Below are 14,074 nucleotides of genomic sequence, written 5' to 3'. Positions count from 1 at the left end.
ATGCTGCCCCAAGACCATTCCCGCGCCCTGCTCGTGGGCCGCGTGCAACGCGCCCATGGCCCCGCCCTCATCACCCTGCGCGACGGCCGGGTGATCGACATAACGTCGCGCGAGGCGCCGACCATGCGCGACCTTATGGAGCGCGACGATCTTGCCGCCTTTCTGCGGGACGCGCCGGGCGAGGATATCGGCGGCATCGACGAGATCTTCGCCGCCTCGACCGAAACCCCCGGCGCGCCGCACCTCCTCCCGCCCGCCGATCTTCAGGCGATCAAGGCCTCCGGCGTGACCTTTGCCGAAAGCATGGTCGAGCGGGTGATCGAGGAGCAGGCGGCGGGCAACGCCGACCGCGCGCAAGAGATCCGGGCGCGGGTGCAGGGCGTGATCGGCGACAGCCTGTCGGGCATCGTGCCGGGCTCGGACAAGGCCATGCAGGTCAAGGCAGTGCTGCAGGCCGAGGGGCTGTGGTCGCAATATCTGGAGGTCGGCATCGGCCCGGATGCGGAGGTCTTCACCAAGTGCCAGCCCATGGCCGCCGTCGGCTGGGGCGCCAGCGTCGGACTGCACCCGATGTCGAACTGGAACAACCCCGAGCCCGAGATCGTGCTGGCCATCGACAGCCGGGGCCGAATTCGCGGCGCGACGCTTGGCAACGACGTCAACTTGCGCGACGTCGAGGGCCGCTCGGCGCTGCTCTTGGGCAAGGCCAAGGACAACAACGCGTCGTGTTCCATCGGCCCCTTCATCCGGGTGTTCGACGAACACTACACCATGGACGACATGCGCGCCGCCGAGTTGAGGCTCACGGTGACGGGCGAGGATGGCTTCGCGCTGCAGGGGCGCTCTTCGATGTCGAAGATCAGCCGCGACCCCGAGAGCATCGTCGCCCAGACCATCGGTCGGCATCACCAGTATCCCGACGGCTTCTTGCTGTTTCTCGGCACGCTCTTTGCCCCGGTGCAGGACCGCGATGCGCCGGGACAGGGCTTTACCCACAAGACCGGCGATGTGGTGGTGATCGAGGAGGCCCGCTTGGGCGCGCTGCGCAACACGGTGCGGCTCTCGACCGAATGCCCCGAGTGGCGCTTTGGCACGGGGGCCTTGATGCGCAACCTCGCCGGACGCGGGCTGCTCTGACGGTTTCTCGCGCCCGATTGTCGAATTGTCTGGCAATCGGGCGCGGCTCTTGGCAGGGTCCGGGTGGAGGACTTCCAGGGAGGGAACCATGAAGATCATCTCGACACTCGCCACCGCCACCGCCGGTCTCGCGCTGCTCGCCGGTGCTGCCGCCGCGCAGACCACGACGCTGCGCATCCAGACCCAGCAATCGCCCGAGTCGCCCGCGGGCCAACTTGCCGCCGAATGGGTGGAGAATGTCGAAGCCATGTCTGGCGGCGATATCGACATCGAGATGTTCTACTCCTCGGCAGTGGTCAAATCCGCCGAGACCTTCGACGCCGCCGCCAATGGCATCCTCGATTGCGACATGACCAACGGCTCCTACCAGACCGGCAAGAACCCGGCCTTCCAGTTCGTGGCCGACGTGATGGGTGGCTACGACTCACCGCTGCAGTTCCTTGCCTGGATCCAGCACGGCGGCGGGCGCGAACAGATCAACGACCTCTACAACGCCAACGGCATGGAGTTCGTCGGCGCGTGGCTCGGGGGCCAAGAATCGCTCAACTCGACCAAGCCGTTGGCCGGCATCGCCGATCTGCAGAACTTCAAGTTCCGCTCGCCGCCGGGCATGGAGTCCGAGATCTTCGCCGCCTTGGGCGCGAAGCCCGTGGTGATGGATTTCACCGAGATCTTCACCGCGCTGGAGACCGGCATCATCGATGGTGCCGATGCCTCGACGCTGGCCAACAACGTGGGCCTTGGCATCTACGACATCGCCACCCACACCACCTATCCGGGCTTTCACTCGATGTCCTCGGATCACCTCGCCTGCTCGACCGCGACATGGGAGGCCATGCCCGAGCCGCATCGCGAGATCCTGCGCGTCTCGATGGACAGCCTCGCACTCGGGCTAATGACGCGGGTCATCGTCGACAATGGCGAGGCGCTCGACGCGCTGCCCGAAAAGGGCGTGACGCTGCATGACTGGTCCGACGAGGATCGCGCCACCTTCCGCAAGGCCGCGACCGACACATGGGAGGGCTGGGCCGAAAAGACCCCCGAGGCCCGCGCCATCGTCGACAGCCACATCGCCTTCCTCGAGCGTATCGGCCTCGGCGACTAGGCCCGTGATCGCCGGGGGCGCACCCGCCCCCGGCTCCTCCCCATTCGTGCGAAAGACACCCAAATGAACATCCTGATCATCGGCGGCGGCGGCTTTCTGGGCCAGAAGCTGGCGCGCCGCCTCATCGCGCGCGGCGAGCTGCGCGGCCGCGAGATCGCCGGGCTGACGCTGGCCGACATCGCCGCGCCCGCCTCTCTCGACGCGCCCTTCGAGGTCGCCACCACCGCCTGCGACATCACCGACCGCGCTTTGGTCGACGCGCTGATCGGCCCGGGCTTCGACGCGATCTTCCTGCTCGCCGCCGTGGTCTCCTCCCACGCCGAAGCCGAGTTCGAGGACGGCATGAACGTCAACCTGCACGGCGCGCTCAACGTGATGGAGGCGGTACGCCAGCAGGGCCGCGCCCCGATCCTCGTCTTCACCTCGTCGCTCGCCGTGTTCGGCGGCGAAGTACCCGACCCGATCCGCGACTGGACCATTCCCAATCCGCAGACCTCCTACGGCACGCAAAAGGCGATCGGCGAGCTTCTGGTCAACGACTATTCGCGGCGGGGCTTCATCGATGGCCGCACGCTGCGCCTGCCCACCATTTCGGTGCGCCCGGGCAAGCCCAATCGCGCCGCCTCCTCCTTCATGTCCTCGATCATCCGCGAGCCGCTGAACGGGGAAGAGGCCATCTGCCCGGTCGATCCCGATTTCGAACATTACTACCTGAGCCCAAGGCTTTGCGTAGAGAACCTCATCCGTGGCGCCGAGATCGAGGCCGCCGATCTGGGTCAGAGCCGCACCATGATCATGCCGGGCCGCAGGCTCTCGATCCGCCAGATGATCGAGGCCATGACGGCAGTGGCGGGGCCAGAGCCCGCAAAACGGATCCGGTTCGAAGATGACGCCGCGATACGCGACATCGTGTCGGGCTGGCGTTTCGACTACGATCCTGCCAAGGCGCTGGCGCTCGGTCTCGAAGCCGACGAGAGCTTCGAAGAGAACGTGCGCTACTATCTCGAGGACGACAAGCCCGCCTGACCACGGAAAGCATCGCGTGAAGCCCATCATCCAGACCCCGCGCTACCGTCTCGTCGCCGACGAGATCGTGGCCGCGATCCGCACGGGCGACCTCGCACCCGGCGCCAAGATGCCCGCAGACAAGGATCTGGTCGAGCGTTTGGGCGTCAGCCGCACCACGGTGCGCGAGGCGATGATCGCGCTCGAGCTGATGGGCTATGTCGTCACCCGCTTCGGGGCCGGGGCCTTCGTTACCGAAACCCTGCCCGAAGCGCCGCGCGAAGCCCCGGCGCAACCCGGCTTTTACGAGCTGGTCGAGGCGCGTTACCGGATCGAACCCGAGATCGCCGCCGCCGCCGCACCCTTCATCGGTGCGGCGGACCTCGCGCATCTGCGGGACCTCGTCTCCGGCATGGCCGATCCCGCGCTCGGCCTCTCGCAGGTCGAACGCCTCGACCGCGACTTTCACGTCACCATCGCGCGCGCCACCGGCAACTCGGTCTTCGTCTCCATCGTCGAAGAATTCTGGCGCGCCCGCCGCCGCTTTCCCGAATGGACCCGCGCCAACAACCGCCGCGACGCCGCCGACGTGGCGCGCTTCTACGAGGCCGAGCACCTCGCGATCCTCGACGCCTTTGCCGCCGCCGACGCGGAGGCCGCGCGCCGCGCCATGCGGGTGCATTGCCGCAACTCGGGTCAGCCGCTGCTCGACCGCTGGCGCGAGCGCGAGGAGGGCGGCGCGCCCGATGCCCGCGTGGCCGACCGCATCCGGGCTTGGGGCGCACCCTCTTGAGCGCGCCGGGAAGCGCGAGCTAGCGCCGCTCGCGGTTCCAGATATAGGCCCCCGCCGCCACGATGATCGCCCCGCCGAGAAGCGTCCAACCCGTGGGCCAGGTCGCAAAGACGAGGATGCTCGCCAGCGAGGCGAAGACGATCTGGATATAGACCACCGGCGCCAGCAGCGAAGCATCGGCAAAGCGGTGCGCCACGGTCGCGAAAATATGCCCCACCCCGCCGAACAGCCCGATCGCCACGAGGATCACCCCTTCGAGCAGCGTCGAAGGCCACTGCCAGACCGGCAGCACCATCGGCGCGATCACCAAGGACGACAGCCCGCTCGACCAAAGCTGGCTCGTCGCCGTGCTCTCGGCCCCGGCGATCATCCGCGTCAGCACGAAATAGAGCGACGCGCAGCACAGCGCGCCCAGCGACAGGATCATCGCCGGATGGAACGCCGCCCCCCAAGGCTGCACCACCACCAGCACGCCCGAAAACCCGACCAGCACCGCCGCCAGCCTGCGGATGCCGACCCTCTCGCCCAGGATCGGGATCGACAAGAGCGTCACCGCGATCGGGCCCGCGAACATCACCGTCGTGGTGATCGTCAGCGGCAGGTAATTCAGCGCCGTGAAGTTGAGAAACGTGCTGCCCAGCAGAAAACCCGAGCGCAGGAATTGCAGCAACGGGTGCGCCGAGCGAAACCGCGCCAGACCACCGTTCGGCATGTAGAGCGCCAATGACAGCAGCAGATGCCCCGCGTAGCGCGCAAAAACCACCTGCAGCGCTGGAAACCCGGCGAGGATCAGCCACTTGGCCGATGTGTCGACGCAGGTGAAGAACCCCACCGCGCCGGCCATCAGCACCAGCCCGAACCCCGTCCGGTCCTCGCGCGGGCGCACCGCCTCCATCAGCCGTTGGCCCAGCCGCCGTCGATGATATGCGCCTGCCCGGTGGTAAAGCCCGACTCCTCCGAGCCCAGATACACCGCCAGCGCCGCGATCTCCTCGGGCGTGCCGATCCGGCCCATCGGCTGGCGCGCGATGAAGGCCGAGAGTGCGGCGTCATAATCGCCCGTGGCGCGCAGCCGCTCGTGCAGCGACGGGCTGTCGACGGTGCCGGGGCAGATCGCGTTGGCGCGGATGCCTTGGGTCACGAAATCCTTGGCGACCGATTTGGTCATCGCGATCACCGAGGCCTTGGTGGTGCCATAGACAAAGCGGTTCGGCGCCGAGAGCAGGGAAGAGCAGACCGAGGCGATGTTGACGATCGCGCCGCCGCCGCGCTCGACCATGCCGGGCAGCGCCGCCTGCATCGAATGAAACTGCGCCCGCACGTTGAGCGCGAAGGCAAAGTCGAGATCGTCGTCGGTCGCCTCGAGGACCGAACCCGCATGCACCACGCCCGCGCAATTGACGAGGATGTCGGGGGCCGCCGCGCGCACCGCCGACTGCAGGGCTGCCTTGTCGGTCACGTCGAGCGCCGTGCCGCCGATGTCCGCGACCTTGGCCCCGTCCACATCCGTGGCCGTAACCGCCGCGCCCTCGCGCGCATAGGCAAGCGCGATGGCCCGCCCGATCCCCTGCCCCGCCGCCGTGACGAAGGCCTTCTTGCCCGTCAGTCTCATGATCTTACCCTCACATCACCGCCCCGACCTGCCAGGGCACGAATTCATAATCGCCAAGCCCCTGCGCCTCGGACTTCGACGCCTCGCCGGAGGCCATGCGCAGCCACATCTCATAGATCTCGCGGCCCACCTCCTCGACCGTAGCACCGCCCGACAGGATGCGGCCCGCGTCGATGTCCATGTCCTCCTCCATCCGGGCGAACATCTCGGAATTGGTAGCGATCTTCATCGACGGCGACGGCTTGGCCCCGAAGGCCGAACCGCGCCCGGTGGTGAAGGCCACGAGGTTGCAGCCCGACGCGATCTGTCCCGTCACGCTGGCCGGGTCGTAGCCGGGGCTGTCCATGAAGACGAAGCCGGTCTCGGTGATCGGCTCGGCATAGCGGTAGACGCCATTGAGCGGCGTCGTCCCACCCTTGGCCGCCGCGCCGAGCGATTTTTCGAGGATCGTCGTCAGCCCCCCCGCCTTGTTGCCAGGCGAGGGATTGTTGTCCATCGAGCCGCGGTTGCGCGCGGTGTAGTCGCGCCACCACTCGATCAGGTCAATGAGCTTCTGACCGACCTCCGGCCGCGCCGCGCGCGCCGTCAGCAGATGCTCGGCCCCATAGATCTCGGGCGTCTCGGCCAGAACCCCGGTGCCGCCCTGCGCCACCAGAAGATCGCAGGCGTAGCCGACCGCCGGGTTGGCGGTGATCCCCGACCACGCGTCGGATCCGCCGCATTGCAACGCCACCATCAGATCCGAGGCTGGGCATTCCTCGCGCCGCGCCGCGTTGACGACGGGGAGCATTTCCTCGATCGCCGCCACCCCGGCCTCGACCGTGCGGCGCAGACCGCCCACATCCTGGATGTTCATGGTGCGAAACAGCGGGCCGGGGGTGAGGCCGTAGGCCTCGATCAGCCAGTCGATCTGCATCATCTCGCAGCCCAGACCCGCCATCAGCACGCCGCCGACATTGGGGTTGCGCGCATAGCCCCAAAGCGTGCGTTGCAACAGCTCGAACCCGGTGCCGTCGCCACCCATGGCGCAACCAGTGCCATGTACGAAGGCCACGACCCCGTCGACCTCCGGATAGGCCGCGAGCCGCTCGGGCGTGAATTCCTGCGCGATGAGCCGCGCGGCGGTGGCCGAGCAGTTCACGCTTGTCAGCACGGCGATGTAGTTGCGCGTGCCGACCCGCCCCGTGGCGCGGCGGTAGCCCATGAAGTGATCCTTGCACGCGGGCGCGGCGGCGGGCCGCAGGTTCGAGCCGAAGGCATGGGCGTGGTCGATGTCACGGAATGCAAGGTTGTGCGTGTGCACATGCGCCCCCGCCGCGATGTCCTCGGCGGCATAGCCGATGACTTGCGCGTATTTGGTGACCGGCGCGCCCGCCGCAATGGGCCCGAGCGCCATCTTGTGACCCCGCGGCACCGGGGTGCTTGCCCCCTCCTCGCCGGGCTGGAGCGTGCGGCGCGCGGTGGCGACGTTGTCGGCGGCGTCGAGGCGGATCAGGGCGGACATGAGAGCGAACCTTGGGGGAGAAATGGGAGGGCGGGCCATCGCGGCCCGCCCCGAAGCGTCAGAGGAACACCGACACCAGCGGCGGCCAGATCAGCAGCAGCGACAGGGCCACGAGCTGGATCGCGATGAAGGGCAGGAAGCCACGGAAGATGTCGGTGAGCGATATCTCGGGCGGGGCCACGGATTTGAGATAGAAGGCCGCCGGGCCGAAGGGCGGGCTGAGGAAGCTCACCTGCATGTTCATGCAAAACACCACCCCGAACCAGATCGACAGATGCGCCGGGTTCAGCTCTCCGAACAGGCCGATTTCCTCGATCGGCAGCCGCAGGATGATCGGCAGGAACACCGGGATCACCAGAAGCACGATGCCGACCCAGTCCATGAAGGCGCCGAGCACGAGGAAGATCGCCATCATGATCAGGATCACGCCCATGGTCGGAAGATCGCTGCCGACGATGGTCGAGGCGATGAAGGTGGGGCCACCAGCGATGGTATAGGCGCCCGCCAGCGCCGTGGCACCGATCGTCACCCAGATGATCGTGCCGGTCGATTTCAGCGTCCGTTTCAGCGCCTCGGCCAGCAGGTTGAAGCTCATCTCGCCGCGCAGCGTCGCGATGACGCCCACCGCGATGACGCCCATGCCGGCGGCCTCGGTGATGCCGGTGATGCCGCCGTAGATCGAACCCAGCACCACGCCGATCACCACCATCGGCCCGACCAGACCCTTGCCCATCGACCACGAGGTGCGAAACCGCTCGCGCCCCATCACCCCGAAGATCAGCGCCACGGCTGCGAGCACCACCACCCCGAAGATCACCACATAGACGGGTGTGCCGAAGGCGATGTCCTCGACGCCTTCGCGCGCGGTGTTCTGCCCCGTGAGCGTCAGGAACAAGGCCCGCAGGAACAGCGCCGCCGCAAAGCCGCCGACGAGGGTGAGAAGGAAGGTGCCGAAGAGTTTGCGCTTCTCGGCCAGTTCCGGCTCGCCGATCTCGAGTTCGGGCAGAGGCGCCAGACCTGGGTTCAGCCTCGTGCGCACCACGATGTAGAGGATGAAGAACGAGGCGAGGATGAAGCCCGGCAGGAACGACGCGGTGAACAGCGCCTTGATCGAGGTCTCGGTGATGAGGCCATAGATGATCAGCACGATCGACGGCGGGATCATCGTGCCCAAGCTCCCGCTGGCGCAGATCGTGCCGATGGCGAGGTTGCGGTCATAGCCGAGCCGCAGCATCTGCGGCAGCGCGATCAGGCCCAAGAGCACCACCTCGCCGCCGATGATGCCCGACATCGCGGCCATGATCACCGCCATGATCGAGGTGACGATGGCGATGCCGCCGCGCGTCCGGTTGAGCCAGACGTTGAGCGAGTTGTACATCTCGGCGGCGATGCCGGATCGCTCCAGCAGGTTCGCCATGAAGATGAAAAGCGGAATCGAAATCAGCACGTAGTCGGTGAGCAGCCCGTAGATCCTCTGCGCGAGGATGTTGAGCGGCCCGGTGCCGAAGCTGGAAAACAGCAGGTCGGGGCCGAACTTCATCACCAGCACACCGACGGCGAGGATCGCCGAAGCAAAGCCCAGCGGCATGCCGATCGCCAAAAGCCCCAGCATGGCAAGCAGAAGCAGGGTGGAAATGGTTCCGATATCGAACATCAGTCGTGTCTTCCCTGTTCATGCTGCGCGCGCGCGGTCTGGATCATCTCCTCGACCTCGCCCTCGTCGATCACGCCGTGGGTTTCAGGGCCCTTGCGCCAATCGGCGATCAGGTTGGCCACCGCCTGCAGCGCCACCAGCACCATCACCAGAAGGATCAGCGGCTTGAGCGTCGCGGGGATCGGCGGGTCGAAGGCGGTGCCGAAGGTCTCCCAGCGCAGGAACTTGTCGCGCGCCTCGTTCCACGAGCCCCAGATCATCGCCGCGGCAAAGAGACAGATCAGCGCGGTCGAGATCACGTCGCAGACCCGCTGCACGGAGCGCGGGAACACGTCGTAAAGCAGATAGATGCGGATATGGCTGCGCTGCTGCATGGCATAGAGCCCCGACAGCAGAAAGATGAACCCGGCCATCCACAGGCTCATCTCGTTGGCCCAGAGCGTCGGGCGCTCGAACACGTAGCGCAGCGTCACCTCGTAGGCCATCACCGCCACGAGGATCACCACGAGCAGCATCGTCACCCGGCCCAGAAACAGGCTCAGCCTGTCGATCGGCGTCTCGATCTCGCCCTCACCGGCGGTGGTGCGCACCGAACGCAGCCCCATGACAAGCGCGATCACCGCCCCCGCCATCAGCGCGAAATCGACCGCGCCCGCGGTCATATAGCCCGAGTTGAGGTTGTCGTTGGCCAACCCCGCGTAAATGATGAAGCGCGGAAAATACCAGACCAGCCAGACCAGGCAGGCGATGAACGCCGCAGGCCAGGCCATGTCCCCGATTGTCGTCTTTGCCTTGCTGGCCACGGCCCTCTCCCCCTGCGGCGTGTCGTCGTCTCTCGTGCGCAGCCCCCGGACGAACCGGGGGCTGTGCTCTTTTCAAGGCCTGCGGATCACTCGCCCGCGATGAGGCCGAGCTGCGTCATGAAGGCGATGTGGCTGTCGACCAGCGCCTTGGTTTCGGGCGTCCTGGTCGCCCAGTCGGCCCAGGCCGCCTGCGCTGCTTCGCGGAACACCTTGCGGTCCTCGTCGGACCAGTCGTAGAGCGTGACGCCCTTTTCGCGCAGCTCCGCCGCCGCCTCGTTGTTGGCGACCTCGAAGGTGAGCGCCGTCTGGAACGCCAGCTTCTGCATCGCGGTGTCGATGATCCGCTGATGCGCCTCGCTCAGGCCTTCCCACTTGTCGAGACGGCAGGCGAGGTGGTCCGACGGCATCGAATGAAAGCCCGGGAAGGTCGCGTGCTCGACCAGATCGTACAGGCCGAGACCGACGTTGTTGGCCAGACCGGAGGCGTCGGCGCCGTCGATGATGCCGGTCTCGAGCGCGGTGAAGATCTCGGTGAAGTCCATCACCACCGGGGAGGCCCCGAGGTTCGCGAAGATCTCGGTCTCCATGCCCGGAGGCGAACGGAACTTCCAATCCTTGAGATCGGCGGGCCCGGCGATGGGCTTGGACGAGGACATGGATTCCTGGCCGTAGATCCACCAGCCCACGAGCTTCATGTTGAACTCGTTGTAAAGCTCGTCGGCGGTCTCGAAGCCGCCGTTGTAGAGCCAGGCGTATTGCTGCCACGGCGTGTCGTAGCCGCCCATGATGTCGCCCACGAATTGAAAGGCGGGGTTCTTGCCGGTCTGGTAGGCGCCACCGGTCATGTCGCAATCGAGGATGCCATTGGCGGCGGCGTCAAAGGCCTCGACCGTCTTGACCACGGACGAGGAGAAGAACATCTCCACGTCGATCTCACCGTTCGACATTACCTCGATGTCGTCGGCGAACTGCTGGGCGAGCTTGCCCGATTCCGTCTCGGGCGCGTAGTGCGTCTGAATCCGGAGCGTTTCCTGCGCCACGGCCGGCAGGGCCATCGCCGCCACCAGTGCTGTGGAGAGACATACGATACTGGTCTTCATCACTTTCCTCCCTTGGCGGTTCTGCCCGCCTGTCCCGCCGCCGGACCCCCCTCCTCCCAGAGATGGTATACCAGCCGCTACGTCACGCTAGCGACGGCGATCTCGACAGACAAGAAATTTTTGGTATACCAGATGGGATTGCCGCCCTTTGCCGCGCCCTGCCGCTCCCTCCTGCCCAAGAAACGAACATGATGACCGCGTCCACCTTGCCCGAGCAGATCGCCCTGAAGCTGCGCCGCGACATCCTGCGCGGCGTGCTGGCCCCGGGCGATCCGATCAAGGAGCGCGACAACGCGCTCGAGATGGGAGTGAGCCGCACGCCTTTGCGCGAGGCGGTGCGCATCCTTGCCAAGGAGGGGCTGGTGTTGCTGCGCCCGTCGCGCAGCCCGGTGGTGGCCAGCCCGAGCCTCAAGGAGGTGCGCGACTCGGTCGTGGTGCTGCAGGCGCTCGAGATCCTCTCGGGCGAACTGGCCTGCCGCGAGGCCTCCGACGCCGAGATCGCCGAGATCCGCGCGCTGTTCGAGCAGCACCGCGACCTGAGCGAGACCGCGGAGGGCGACGCGCTGATCGAGCTGTTCGAGATCGACATGGCGTTCCACACCGCCATCGCGCGCGCTTCGCACAACCCCGCGCTGGCCGAGACCCACGCCGCCTATCTCGCGCGGATGTGGCGGCAGCGGTATCTCTCGGCGGTGCAGCGCCGCGCCCGCGAGCGGGTCCGCTCGCAGCACGAGAACATCGTCGCGGGGCTGGAGGCGCGCGACCCCGCCCGCGTCACCGCCGAGATCGACGCGCATCTCGCGGCGCTCATCAACAACCTCACCCGCCTGTTCGAAGCACAAGAAGCGGGCCGAAACACGACAGACAACGAAAGGGACATCGAATGAAACTGCTGCGCTACGGCCCCGTGGGCCAGGAAAAGACCGGTCTGCTCGACAGCGAGGGCCGCGTGCGCGATCTCTCGGCCCATGCGCCCGACCTCGCGGGCGAGGCCGTGTCGAAGGACGCGCTCGCGCGCCTCGCGCAGATCGACCCCGACAGCCTGCCGCTGGTCGAGGAACCGGGCCGCATCGGGGCCTGTCTCGCGCGCGTGCCCAACTTCTTCTGCATCGGTCTGAACTATGCCAAGCACGCCGCCGAAACCGGCGCGCAGCCGCCTGCCGAGCCGATCATCTTCTCCAAGGCCTCCTCGGCTCTGTCGGGTCCCTTCGATCCGGTGCAGATCCCGCGCGGCTCCGAGAAGTGCGACTGGGAGGTCGAGCTCGGCGTCGTGATCGGCCGCGAGACACTCTACGTCTCCGAAGACGAGGCGCTCGACCATGTCGCGGGCTATTGCACCATTAACGACGTCTCCGAGCGTGCCTTCCAGATCGAGCGCGGCGGCCAGTGGATCAAGGGCAAGTCGGCCCCGACCTTCGGCCCCATCGGCCCGTGGCTGGTGACGGCGGACGAGATCGCCGATCCGCAGGCCCTGCGCGTCACGCTCGATCTCAACGGCGAGCGGGTGCAGGACGAGACCACGGGCGACATGATCTTTACCGTGGCCCAGATCGTCAGCCACATGTCGCAATTCATGAAGTTGATGCCCGGCGACGTCATCGCCACCGGCACGCCCTCGGGCGTCGGCATGGGCATGAAACCGCAGCGCTTCCTCAAGCCCGGCGACGTGATGGAGATCGAGGTCGAGGGTCTGGGCCGTCAGCGTCAAGACGCCGTCGCCGCCCAGTAAGCCCGAGTGATCCTGCGCGGCCCCGCCCCAGGGCGGGGCCGCCCCAGATCAATGCCCGGCGTGATCGCAGGTCACGGCCGGGTTCATCGGCTCCAGATCGCCCGACGGGTTCGCCCGGAACAGCCAGATGTGCTGATCGTAATGCGGCATGAAGCCATGCGCCTCGTCGGCGTCGGTGGCCGCATCGTCGGCCATCGCATCCCACAATCGCCCGTTGACCTCCGGCGGCCCGCTGTGACCGGCTTCTTCCCAGGCCTTCATGAACACAAGGTTCTCGACCCCCACCAGCTCTACCGAGCCATCTGCCTGCGGCTCGTAGAGCAGGATCGCGGGCTGCATGAAATCGGTGTGCGTGCTGGCCCCATCAACCCGCTCGCCCGGCTCTGCAAGCTTGAGCATGGCCGGGTGCAGGTAATGGATCCCCATCGCCCCCAGCTCGGGCGGCAGCCCCTCGGCCGCCGCCGAGACGCAATGACCCGAAGGGTCGGGGATGTAGCCATCGGCCAGCGCCACCTCGACATCCTTGTATTTCTCGGTCGCGGCGCGCAGCGCGTCGAGATCGTAGGTTTCGGCAACGGCGGGTGTCACCAGTAGCCCGAGGGCCACCACCGCACAAGCTTCTCTGAACATCGAAAATCTCCACGATTCGCCCGTCTCGTGCCTGGGACGGACGCCGAAGATTATATCACAACCGGCCCGGACCAAGCGGAATATGAGCGGTCGAACCGGCGCTCAGTTCACCGGCGTCAGCAGCTCCCGGCCTTCGAGAAACGCCGCGATGTTGTCGCGCTGAAGCTGGCCCATCGCGGCGCGGGTCTCGTGGGTGCCCGAGCCTTGGTGCGGCTGCAGCACCACCGAGTCCAACGCCTGAAACCGCGGGTCTACCTTCGGCTCGCCTCGGAACACGTCGAGCCCTGCGCCGCCAAGCCGCCCCGCCTCCAGCGCATCGAGCAACGCGCCCTCATCCACCGTCGAGCCGCGCGAGATGTTGATCAGCACGCCGTCGGGCCCAAGCGCCGCGATCACCTCGGCCGAGACGTAGTTCTCGGTCTCAGGCCCGCCAACCAGCGCGACGACGAGGTAATCGACCGCGTCCGCTAGCGACACCGGATCGGCGTGGTAGGTCCAGCCCGGCGTCTGCTTTTCCGAGCGCGCGTGGTAATGCATCTCCATCTTGAAGGCCGCCAGACGATCCGCGATGTCGCGCCCGATCCGCCCCAGCCCCATGATGCCCACGCGTCGCCCCGAGACCTTGCGGTTGAGCGCGAACTCCGCCCCCTGACCCCAAGCCCCCGAGCGCACATGCGCGTCGCCCTGCCGCATCCGCCGCTGCTGCATCAACAGCATCGCCACGGCGAGATCGGCAACGTCGTCGTTGAGCACATCCGGCGTGTTGGTGACCCGCACTCCCGCCGCATCCGCCGCCGGCACCTTGATCGCATCATAGCCGACGCCGTAGTTGGCGATCACGCCGAGGTTCGGCAGCAGGGCCATCTCGGCCGCGTCGAAATCATGGTGCCCCTTGTAGGCCACGGCGCGCACCTCGGCCCGCGCGGCCTCGTCCATGCCGCGCATCGCGTCGAGGCTCTCGACCACGACGGCCCCCATCTCGCGCAAGCCCGCCAAATCCGTT

At 67.0% G+C, this 14,074-nt stretch carries 14 protein-coding genes; 6 read left to right on the top strand and 8 right to left on the bottom strand.

Annotation, left to right across the window (positions count from 1 at the left end; all coding sequences use genetic code 11):
• From AADJ02_RS10845 to AADJ02_RS10830, 4 genes are all read left to right on the top strand, one after another.
• Positions 1–1,137 carry a fumarylacetoacetate hydrolase family protein gene (locus AADJ02_RS10845; RefSeq protein ID WP_341213022.1) on the top strand — a complete coding sequence of 379 codons (1,137 nt, stop codon included), beginning with the start codon at positions 1–3 and terminating at the stop codon, positions 1,135–1,137.
• Between the two features lie 88 nt (positions 1,138–1,225).
• On the top strand, positions 1,226–2,242 hold the full coding sequence (locus AADJ02_RS10840) for a TRAP transporter substrate-binding protein (protein WP_341213021.1): 1,017 nt from the start codon (positions 1,226–1,228) through the stop codon (positions 2,240–2,242).
• A 63-nt stretch (positions 2,243–2,305) separates the two neighbouring features.
• Entirely contained in the window at positions 2,306–3,268 is a 963-nt protein-coding gene (gene denD, locus AADJ02_RS10835; RefSeq protein ID WP_341213020.1) for a D-erythronate dehydrogenase, read from the top strand.
• Between the two features lie 16 nt (positions 3,269–3,284).
• Positions 3,285–4,040, top strand: coding sequence for an FCD domain-containing protein (locus AADJ02_RS10830; RefSeq protein ID WP_341213019.1), 756 nt, complete (start codon positions 3,285–3,287; stop codon positions 4,038–4,040).
• 19 nt (positions 4,041–4,059) lie between these two features.
• On the opposite strand, the gene AADJ02_RS10825 is transcribed toward AADJ02_RS10830, so the two are convergent.
• The 6 genes from AADJ02_RS10825 to AADJ02_RS10800 all read right to left on the bottom strand — a co-directional run bounded on the left by AADJ02_RS10825 (position 4,060) and on the right by AADJ02_RS10800 (position 10,712).
• A complete protein-coding gene (locus AADJ02_RS10825; protein WP_341213018.1) occupies positions 4,060–4,935 on the bottom strand; it encodes a DMT family transporter in 876 nt (291 codons plus the stop codon).
• Positions 4,935–5,651 (bottom strand): SDR family oxidoreductase, encoded by a 717-nt coding sequence (locus AADJ02_RS10820; RefSeq protein WP_341213017.1) that lies wholly within the window; start codon positions 5,649–5,651, stop codon positions 4,935–4,937. The genes AADJ02_RS10825 and AADJ02_RS10820 overlap by 1 nt, the downstream gene beginning before the upstream one ends.
• A gap of 10 nt (positions 5,652–5,661) precedes the next feature.
• Complete coding sequence (locus tag AADJ02_RS10815) at positions 5,662–7,155, bottom strand: altronate dehydratase family protein (RefSeq protein WP_341213016.1); 1,494 nt, start codon at positions 7,153–7,155, stop codon at positions 5,662–5,664.
• Between the two features lie 58 nt (positions 7,156–7,213).
• The gene (locus AADJ02_RS10810) at positions 7,214–8,809 is read right to left on the bottom strand and encodes a TRAP transporter large permease subunit (RefSeq protein ID WP_341213015.1); all 1,596 of its coding nucleotides are present in this window, start codon (positions 8,807–8,809) and stop codon (positions 7,214–7,216) included.
• Complete coding sequence (locus tag AADJ02_RS10805; RefSeq protein WP_341213014.1) at positions 8,809–9,579, bottom strand: TRAP transporter small permease subunit; 771 nt, start codon at positions 9,577–9,579, stop codon at positions 8,809–8,811. The genes AADJ02_RS10810 and AADJ02_RS10805 overlap by 1 nt, the downstream gene beginning before the upstream one ends.
• Before the next feature lie 119 nt (positions 9,580–9,698).
• Positions 9,699–10,712: a TRAP transporter substrate-binding protein gene (locus AADJ02_RS10800; protein ID WP_341213013.1), complete on the bottom strand. Its 1,014-nt coding sequence runs from the start codon at positions 10,710–10,712 to the stop codon at positions 9,699–9,701.
• Positions 10,713–10,903: 191 nt separating this feature from the next.
• Between AADJ02_RS10800 and AADJ02_RS10795 the strand changes: the two genes are divergently transcribed.
• On the top strand, positions 10,904–11,599 hold the full coding sequence (locus AADJ02_RS10795; RefSeq protein WP_341213012.1) for a GntR family transcriptional regulator: 696 nt from the start codon (positions 10,904–10,906) through the stop codon (positions 11,597–11,599).
• The gene (locus AADJ02_RS10790; protein WP_341213011.1) at positions 11,596–12,441 is read left to right on the top strand and encodes a fumarylacetoacetate hydrolase family protein; all 846 of its coding nucleotides are present in this window, start codon (positions 11,596–11,598) and stop codon (positions 12,439–12,441) included. The genes AADJ02_RS10795 and AADJ02_RS10790 overlap by 4 nt, the downstream gene beginning before the upstream one ends.
• Positions 12,442–12,489: 48 nt before the next feature.
• Here AADJ02_RS10790 and AADJ02_RS10785 read toward each other — a convergent pair whose 3' ends face one another.
• Entirely contained in the window at positions 12,490–13,071 is a 582-nt protein-coding gene (locus tag AADJ02_RS10785; RefSeq protein ID WP_341213010.1) for a hypothetical protein, read from the bottom strand.
• A gap of 102 nt (positions 13,072–13,173) precedes the next feature.
• Positions 13,174–14,049: a 2-hydroxyacid dehydrogenase gene (locus tag AADJ02_RS10780; protein ID WP_341213080.1), complete on the bottom strand. Its 876-nt coding sequence runs from the start codon at positions 14,047–14,049 to the stop codon at positions 13,174–13,176.
• Positions 14,050–14,074 lie beyond the last annotated feature (25 nt).

This window comes from uncultured Limimaricola sp., from assembly GCF_964022235.1.
In the GTDB taxonomy this organism is placed as follows: Bacteria; Pseudomonadota; Alphaproteobacteria; order Rhodobacterales; family Rhodobacteraceae; genus Limimaricola.
Note: the sequence above shows the minus strand (reverse complement) of the source record. Positions and strands in the feature narration are given on the sequence as shown.